Origin of the sequence: Candidatus Rhabdochlamydia sp. W815 (assembly GCF_018642185.1) — a bacterium.
Classification (GTDB): Bacteria; Chlamydiota; Chlamydiia; order Chlamydiales; family Rhabdochlamydiaceae; genus Rhabdochlamydia; species Rhabdochlamydia oedothoracis.
The window spans coordinates 1-7,727 of the sequence record NZ_JAAVTY010000073.1 but is presented as its reverse complement, the minus strand read 5'-3'; the positions used below and the strand labels follow the sequence as shown (position 1 = coordinate 7,727).

Sequence of the window (7,727 nt, the reverse complement as noted above, 5' to 3'; positions counted from 1 at the left end):
GCTAGATGTATCTCCTCTAGCTTGTAAAATATAAATCTGACATCTTTGGTCATAGGTTAGGTGATGGTAGCCTTTAGGCAAGGTCTCTTTTTGTATTTGATTGTTAAAAATCACAATAGAGATTCTTTCATCGCCTGCCTATTCTTTTTTTTAATTCTTCTGTGCACTTCAAACTTGAAAAGACTTTTAAAGAAACCCATCATTTTACGTTTAAAAGAAAACTTAGTTGGGGAATGGGAATATCTCAATTAAAGAAGGCATTTAGTTTCAAAGGACTTAGGGTCATTTTCCTATGTTCTTTTCTTAATATATTTGCCTGGTCCTATTTTTTTGGAGCTGCAGGAGGCTATTACGCTCTTAGCGCAGGCCTACTCATTCGTCCCTTTATCAATCGGTTTAAACCAGAAATTCTTTTTATATTAGGAATGTTTTTATCAGCACTTGTTATCCTTAGCATGCCCTTTTTAAAATCCGCAGGTTGGCTTTTTTTTGTGATGTTTTTTGTTTGTTTTTTTACTTCTAATGCAGCAGCATTAATTCTTAGCCCTCTTTTTTCTGGTTCTATAAACTCTTATAGGAATGATTGTTTTTCGTAAAATTTTTTGTAAAAAAACATAAAAATAGAGTGATTCTCTATTTTGCTAATAGCCTATTTTTCTTTTGGCTATGCTCTTTAAAGAAACTGGCTATTTGCTTTTTTGATGTTTTACCTTCTGCCGTATGCACGACAAGTTCTTCTAAAGCTAATATTTGCTGTTTCCCTACAATTTCAATACAAATACCATTGATTTTTAAAAAAGCTAATGCAGTAGCGGTTCCAGTCCTTTTGTTTCCGTCTGTAAATGGGTGATTGCAAATGATATGAAATAAATAAGCCGCAGCTTTATCAAAGATCGTTGGATGAAGGTATTTTTTGAGCATTGCAGCTTTTGGCATTTCAAGCGCTGAAATTAGTAAGCCCATATCCCTAATTCCTTCTAATCCTCCATACCTACAAATGATTTCCGCATGATCATCGATAACTTCCTGCAGAGTTATAAAAATCATCGTTCTGCTAATCTTTTCATAAGAACATCATTCTCTTCTAAGACTTCTCTGAATGCTTTTTTGTGTAGAGAATCGTTATCGGTTTTCATTGATTGAATCACAAGCCCACCACTTGGATCTATAGTAATTTGAAACAAAGCTGTATCTTCATCAAGGCCAGCTGCTTGTAAAAGGGCCTTGTCAATGACAAGCACTTTGCTATTTCCATGGCGAATAAGTTTTTTTATCATAGAGCCCTTCCATATAAACCATAATTGTAAGCAAATTATTCTTTTTATGTCAATACAAAATATATACCATAAACTTCAAATAATTCTAAATGAATGATTTATGAATTGCTTGAGTAATCACTTGTTCAAGCTCTTCTTTTGAAAAGCTTGAATCCCAAAGCTTCTGCTGTTGAACCGCTTGATTAACGAATAATTCCTTTCCAAAGATGAGCTTGCAGTTTTTCAAAGAGGCTTTCTTTAAGAATCCTGTCCAATGAGGTTGGTAAACCGTATCCATTGCTATAGAGTTGGAACAAATCCATTCCGATTGAATACAATCAGGATTAGGTGTGCAATTGATAATTATATCGTAATGAAGAGGGAAAAGATCTATTCCCCCTCCCCTACATCGATATATTTTTGCTAATTGAATGGCTTTTTCTCTTGTGCGATTGATAAAAGTAATAAAAGCTCCTTTATCTATAGCTTTTTGTGCAATAGCTTGAGCAACGCCCCCAGCACCAAACAAAACGATCTTTTTTTTAAAGAGCGCGGTTTTTTTTTCTAGAGCTTGTACAGCACCTATACCATCGGTATTAAAACTTGTTATTTCAGAATCTATAACCAGTGTGTTTACAGCCTTTTGTAAGGAATGGGTTATTGCTGCTGTTATTTCTTTTAAAGGCATTGTGATACTCAAACCTTTAAAGGGAAGCTGTTGAATCAAGCTTAAACACTCAGTTAGCTCATTTTTATCACAAGGAATCTTACAATAGAGGGCATTTTTTTTTTGAGCAGCAAAGGCCGTATTGTGAACAACTGGACTTAAACTTATATCGATGGGATCTCCAAGGAGTGCATAAATAACAGTTGTAGAGTTAAGGGTTGAAAAACGATAAAGTTGCAAATCTTTTAACGTAAGTTGCCCAGCTGCTGTTTGAAGCTTAAGAGCCACATAGCTAAGGGGCATACCTAAAATAGGTGCAATCAGCCTTGTAAATTGAGCTCTTTCTCCTAATCCAATAGTTGCTAGGTTCGTGTGTTTTTTAGATAAGAGAAGCAGTTGAAGTGCTTCTATACAAGAAGAGCAGTGAATGGCTATTTTGTAAAAATGCGCATAAGGGGTAAAAAGAGAAGATAATACAGGATCTAGTTTGGGAAATTTTTCAAAATTGTGATAGGAAGCAATAAAATGGATCTTTGGATAATTGAAAAAGAGCTTTTTACGAAAACTTGTTGGTACGTCGTATTCTAAATCGAGAAAGTCTGGTTGCAATTGACAAAGCTCTTCTATGAACTGTAATCGAATTTTTTCTGACCGGGTAAAGCCCCCACCTTGGTCTTGTCTTCTTAAAGTAAATAAAATAGGAATAGGCAATTTCTTTAAAAGAGATCTTAGTTGCCTCAAATCTAAATCTATAAATAGATCAAGTCGAAATTCCACAGCATCAATCCAATCTAAATGAGAGAGGATTTCTTCTTCTGCAATTTCTAACTTAGGTCCAGTAACTACACCAAATAACAGGGTACTTTCTTTACTTTTCATTAAAGCTTCTGTATTGCAATCTCTGTATAAAAAAGGTAATAAATTATGTTAGAAACCTTCACTTTATCTTTGCAGCGTCAAGATACCACAGAGGTGTTTTTAGATTGTAATCTCTTTTCAAGCCAAATTGTAGAAGATCTTCGACAAATTAACGGTAAATTTGCTCTTTTTTGCGATAAGAACATAGCAAACCTAATTGGTTATAACTGGCAATCCTTTTTAAGACAAAAAGGAATAATTATAGAGTTATTTGTATTTGAATCTGGAGAGAAAAATAAGAACCACAAGATCAAAGAACTGCTGGAAAATCAACTTTTTGAACAAGAATTTGGACGTGATAGTTGCTTTATTGCCTTAGGCGGTGGAGTCACCTTAGATCTTATTGGATTCATTGGAGCAACCTACATGCGCGGTGTTACTTTACTTTGTATTCCTACTACTTTATTAGCTATGGTAGATGCAGCAATTGGTGGGAAAAATGCCATAAATACCGCTTACGGAAAAAATCTTTTGGGTACCTTTTATTTTCCACGTAAGATCTATTATGATTTTCAATGGCTGCGCTATTTACCTAAAAAAGAGTGGATCAATGCAACTGCTGAAATCATTAAATATGCGGTTACCTTGTCCTATGATTTGTTTTTACAACTAGAAAATAGTTTGGATCAAAAGGATTTAAGCAAGATAATGGAGCTTGTTAAAACGTGTATTCGTCTAAAGCACCAAATTGTAAACTGTGATTTTACAGAGCAAATAGGCACCCGCTCTATTCTTAACTTTGGTCATACAATAGGGCATGCTTTAGAAAAAATCACAGATTTTCAAATGACTCATGGAGAAGCTGTGGCCATGGGAATGCTAGTAGAAAGTTATATGAGTTGGAAAAGGGGATTTCTTTCCTATACTTCCCTTACTAAAATACAAGCTCTTATTTGCTCTTATGAATTTCCTCTTGCCATTTACGACTTTCAGAAAGAACTATGTTTAGAGGTGATAAAAAAAGATAAAAAAGTAAAGAACGGTATAAACCATTTGATTTTATTACAAGAAATCGGCTTGGTTACTCCATCAACTATACCCATCCCGATGGAACACATAATAGAAGGACTTAACTGGTTAGAGGTTGAATATGGCAAAATTTCATATCAGTCCTAGCATACTACAAGGATCGATTACAATCCCCTCTTCTAAATCACAGACCTTGCGAGCTATTTTTTTTGCTTTAATGGGAAAAGGAATAAGCCGAATTCATAAATATTTACCCTCCCCAGATACATACGCCATGCTAAAAGCTGTAGAAATGCTCGGTATTAAAATCCAAAAAACAGATACCACTTTATGGATTGAAGGAACTAACCGCAAACTTAAATCCCCAAAAAATGTAATCGATGCAGGAAATTCTGGACTAGTGCTGCGTTTTATCGGTGCTCTTGTTTCTCTTTTACCTACTCATACGGTGATTACAGGTGATCATTCTATCCGCTGTTTAAGGCCTATTCAGGCTTTATTATCAGCTCTTCAATATTTACAAGCAGATGCGCATTCTGTGTATTTAAATGGATTTGCACCCATTTCTATAAAAGGACCTTTATTGCCAGGTAGTGCAAAATTATGCGGAAGAGACTCTCAACCCGTTTCTGCTCTACTGATGACCACATGTTTTCTAGAAGGACAAAGCCATCTTCAAGTAACAAATCCTGGCGAAAAACCCTGGGTAGACCTAACTTTACATTGGCTTAAGAAATTAGGGGCTAAAGTTGAGCATCGCAACCATGAAGAGTACTGGGTATCAGGTAAAACTCAATATGAAGGATTTGAATATACAGTACCTGGTGACTGGAGCTCAGCTGCTTTTCCAATCGTAGCAGCGCTGCTTACCTCTTCAGAAATTGTATTAGATAACCTTGATGTAACAGACCATCAAGGAGATAAACAGATTATTCACTGCTTGCTTTCCATGGGAGCTCATATAGAAATCGACTCTTCTAAAAAAAAGGTTATTATAAAAAAAACCAAACACCTAAAAGGGATAGATATTGATGTGAATAACTTTGTTGATGCAATTGCAATTTTAGCTGTCATTGGATGCTTTGCAGAAGGAAAAACCCGTTTATACAATGCACAAATTGCAAGGCATAAAGAATCAGATCGGATTTCTGCAATTACTCAAGAACTGAAGAAAATGGGCGCTAACATAGAAGAACAAGAAGATGGCCTTATCATTTACCCCTCTTCTCTTAAAGCTGCAAAATTATATAGCCATAAAGATCATCGGATTGCTATGGCTCTATCCGTTGCAGCATTGGTAGCTAAAGGAACTAGTTTAATAGATGATGTGGAATGCATTGCAAAAACCTATCCTAGCTTTATCGATGATTTTAGGTGCTTAGGAGCAAAAATAGAGCTATGAATCTGATCTTATACGGATTTAAAAGTTGTGGTAAAACAACCCTAGGTCAAAATTTCTCTAAATGGATGCATTGTGCTTTTTACGACACGGATAACCTAGTTGCATCTTTATATCAATTAAAAACAGGTCAATACATTTCTGTTAGAGAAATTTTTAAGAGTGAAGGAGAGGTTTATTTTCGAAGATTAGAAAAGCAAACCTTACCTCTACTTACCCATGTAAAAAATAGCATTATTGCAGTAGGAGGAGGTTTGGTTTTAGATCCTTTTAATAGACAATTTCTTAAGAAAATAGGGAAATTGGTGTATCTCAAGGTGAAAAGAAAAATTATACAAGAAAGAATATTTTCCGCTGAACGACACTGTTGGCCCATTTTTTTGGATGTAAACCAGCCAGAAGAATCTTTTGAGCTGCTTTTCAAAAAAAGGAGTTTAATCTATGAACAGATCCTCGCCTATAAGCTTATTATGGAAGATCAGAAAGAAGATAGCGAGATTTTTAGTGAATTAGAAAACCTATGGATAAAATATGGCAAGTAATTCTTTTGGCACACTTTTACGTATTACAACTTGGGGTGAGTCTCATGGTAAGGCTATTGGCGTTGTTATAGATGGTTGTCCCGCAGGGCTGCCTTTAAACAATGAAGATATTAATTTAGAGCTTAAAAAAAGAGCCCCTGGAAAAAATCCTTATATTTCTCCCCGCAAAGAGCCGGATTGTGCTGAAATCTACTCTGGTCTTTTTGAAGGTAAAACTACAGGCTCTCCTATTTCGATAGTGATTTTTAATCAAGACCACGACTCTAAACCCTATGAATCAAATAAACTTCTATTGCGCCCTGGACATGCAAACTTTACGTATCTACAAAAGTACGGTGCTTTTGACTATCGCGGAGGAGGAAGAGCTTCTGCTAGAGAAACAGCTTGTCGAGTAGCAGCTGGCGCAGTAGCTAAAAAAATTCTTAAAGAGATCGATATTGAAATAGTTGCTTATGTTTGTGAAATAGGCGGAATCTCTATTTCTCCTTATACACCTAGTTCTTTTAGTCAGTTACGAAAAATAGTAGACTCTAGTCCCCTATTTTGCCCCGATCTTACAATATCCACGAAAATGTCTGCCTTAATCGATCAGGTAAAAATAGATAAAGATTCATTGGGAGGAGTTATTGAATGTGTAACCTCTTCTCTGCCAATTGGCCTAGGCGATCCTATTTATGAAAAGTTAGAAGCTAATTTAGCAAAAGCCATGCTTTCCATTCCAGCTAGTAAAGGTTTTGAATTCGGCTCTGGCTTTAAAGCAGCCCAAATGAGGGGCTCTGATCACAATGACTTATTTACTCTTGAAAAAGGGCAGATTGTCACACAAACAAACCATGCAGGAGGAACATTAGCTGGGATTACTAATGGAGCCTACTTAATTACTCGCACAGCATTTAAACCCACCTCTAGTATTGCTCGCACACAACAGACCGTTAACCTAGATGGGAATAAAGAGGAATTCACTCCCTCGGAAAAATCAAGACACGACCCTTGTGTAGCAATCAGAGCAGCACCTGTAGTTGAAGCTATGACAGCATTGGTACTGGCTGACGCCTATCTAATTAATAGAGGCGTACGACTCTAGCCCTAAAAATTAGAAACAAATTCCCCTAGCATTTGTGCATCTTCTCTACATGAAAGCTCATTATAGGGATCCTCATCCTTTATAAAAACCTCTCCTTCTAATAGAATAGCTAGCTGACGAGGATTATCTTTTGAAAGCATTTGATGAACGATCATGCAGAATCGATCGTAAGATAAAGCACGTAAACTATCTGTTAGCTTTTTTATCCGTTCGAAATCTTGATGCCTACATTCCTAGGCGTACAGCGCAATTTTTTTGAATTAATCCATACATTCGAGCAGCTGTTTCCCCAAATAATAACTAGCTGTATTTAATGCAGTCTGATTGTTGCTTAAGGTATATAGTGGTTCCGATTCAATCGTATAGAAAAATATAGGATTAACGACAAGTTTCAATTCATTAGATCTCTTGCATAACCTGAATTTTAAAGCTCCCAATTATAGATTCCTGCTATAAGATTAAATCTTAGGCAAAAGCGTTTCCGTCGATTTTTATATCGATCTGCTATGATTTTAAAACGCTTAAGCATTCCGATTACATTTTCATTAATTACACTTGCTTTGGCAAGGGATTGATTATTTTTTTTATCTTGTTTTGTTAAAGGGTTTTTCTTGTTTTTTCTTTTAGGCATATTTGCATGGGAATGAATCTTTTGCAGCCCTTGATATCCTGTATCCGTAATTACCTTGGTCTTTGGATGGATTTTCGTTTTAGATTCTTTAAATAATCGAAAGTCATGACGCTTAACATTACTAAATGCAGTGCAAATAACCTTCTAGCTCTTTTTGTCTACTATCACCTGACTTTTTAACGTATGCCTTTTCTTTTTTCCTGAGTCTTTTCAAGTTTGAAGTGCACAGAAGAATTAAAAAAAGAATAGGCAGGCGATGAA

The 7,727-nt window shown here is 35.8% G+C and carries 8 protein-coding genes and 1 pseudogene; 5 read left to right on the top strand and 4 right to left on the bottom strand.

The features are described 5' to 3' along the window. Positions 1 to 233 precede the first annotated feature (233 nt). Positions 234 to 596 (top strand): hypothetical protein, encoded by a 363-nt coding sequence (locus RHOW815_RS05630; protein ID WP_215217357.1) that lies wholly within the window; start codon positions 234 to 236, stop codon positions 594 to 596. Positions 597 to 633: 37 nt separating this feature from the next. Here RHOW815_RS05630 and RHOW815_RS05625 read toward each other — a convergent pair whose 3' ends face one another. From RHOW815_RS05625 to RHOW815_RS05615, 3 genes are all read right to left on the bottom strand, one after another. Continuing rightward, positions 634 to 1,047: a type II toxin-antitoxin system death-on-curing family toxin gene (locus tag RHOW815_RS05625; RefSeq protein WP_215217356.1), complete on the bottom strand. Its 414-nt coding sequence runs from the start codon at positions 1,045 to 1,047 to the stop codon at positions 634 to 636. Further along, positions 1,044 to 1,277 (bottom strand): hypothetical protein, encoded by a 234-nt coding sequence (locus RHOW815_RS05620; protein ID WP_215217355.1) that lies wholly within the window; start codon positions 1,275 to 1,277, stop codon positions 1,044 to 1,046. Before RHOW815_RS05620 ends, RHOW815_RS05625 begins: the two co-directional genes overlap by 4 nt. An 85-nt stretch (positions 1,278 to 1,362) precedes the next feature. Next, positions 1,363 to 2,802 carry a type I 3-dehydroquinate dehydratase gene (locus RHOW815_RS05615; protein ID WP_215217354.1) on the bottom strand — a complete coding sequence of 480 codons (1,440 nt, stop codon included), beginning with the start codon at positions 2,800 to 2,802 and terminating at the stop codon, positions 1,363 to 1,365. Positions 2,803 to 2,847: 45 nt separating this feature from the next. Here RHOW815_RS05615 and aroB point away from each other — a divergent pair, with 45 nt between their 5' ends. The 4 genes from aroB to aroC are packed head-to-tail and all read left to right on the top strand — an operon-like array spanning position 2,848 to position 6,835. After that, positions 2,848 to 3,957 (top strand): 3-dehydroquinate synthase, encoded by a 1,110-nt coding sequence (gene aroB / locus RHOW815_RS05610; RefSeq protein WP_215217353.1) that lies wholly within the window; start codon positions 2,848 to 2,850, stop codon positions 3,955 to 3,957. Next, a complete protein-coding gene (gene aroA / locus RHOW815_RS05605; RefSeq protein ID WP_215217352.1) occupies positions 3,932 to 5,212 on the top strand; it encodes a 3-phosphoshikimate 1-carboxyvinyltransferase in 1,281 nt (426 codons plus the stop codon). Before aroB ends, aroA begins: the two co-directional genes overlap by 26 nt. Beyond that, on the top strand, positions 5,209 to 5,751 hold the full coding sequence (locus tag RHOW815_RS05600) for a shikimate kinase (RefSeq protein WP_215217351.1): 543 nt from the start codon (positions 5,209 to 5,211) through the stop codon (positions 5,749 to 5,751). Before aroA ends, RHOW815_RS05600 begins: the two co-directional genes overlap by 4 nt. After that, positions 5,741 to 6,835 (top strand): chorismate synthase, encoded by a 1,095-nt coding sequence (aroC, locus tag RHOW815_RS05595; protein ID WP_215217350.1) that lies wholly within the window; start codon positions 5,741 to 5,743, stop codon positions 6,833 to 6,835. Before RHOW815_RS05600 ends, aroC begins: the two co-directional genes overlap by 11 nt. Before the next feature lie 424 nt (positions 6,836 to 7,259). Here the strand turns inward: aroC and RHOW815_RS05590 are convergent. After that, positions 7,260 to 7,670 (bottom strand): annotated as a pseudogene (locus tag RHOW815_RS05590) (transposase family protein); the annotation flags it as partial. Between the last annotated feature and the right edge of the window lie 57 nt (positions 7,671 to 7,727).

What these genes read in the sequence shown, in the direction of transcription:
- RHOW815_RS05630 (WP_215217357.1), top strand. Translation starts at nt 234, where the DNA reads ATGGGAATATCTCAATTAAAGAAGGCATTTAGTTTCAAAGGACTTAGG.
- RHOW815_RS05625 (WP_215217356.1), bottom strand. Translation starts at nt 1,047, where the DNA reads ATGATTTTTATAACTCTGCAGGAAGTTATCGATGATCATGCGGAAATC.
- RHOW815_RS05620 (WP_215217355.1), bottom strand. Translation starts at nt 1,277, where the DNA reads ATGATAAAAAAACTTATTCGCCATGGAAATAGCAAAGTGCTTGTCATT.
- RHOW815_RS05615 (WP_215217354.1), bottom strand. Translation starts at nt 2,802, where the DNA reads ATGAAAAGTAAAGAAAGTACCCTGTTATTTGGTGTAGTTACTGGACCT.
- aroB (WP_215217353.1), top strand. Translation starts at nt 2,848, where the DNA reads ATGTTAGAAACCTTCACTTTATCTTTGCAGCGTCAAGATACCACAGAG.
- aroA (WP_215217352.1), top strand. Translation starts at nt 3,932, where the DNA reads ATGGCAAAATTTCATATCAGTCCTAGCATACTACAAGGATCGATTACA.
- RHOW815_RS05600 (WP_215217351.1), top strand. Translation starts at nt 5,209, where the DNA reads ATGAATCTGATCTTATACGGATTTAAAAGTTGTGGTAAAACAACCCTA.
- aroC (WP_215217350.1), top strand. Translation starts at nt 5,741, where the DNA reads ATGGCAAGTAATTCTTTTGGCACACTTTTACGTATTACAACTTGGGGT.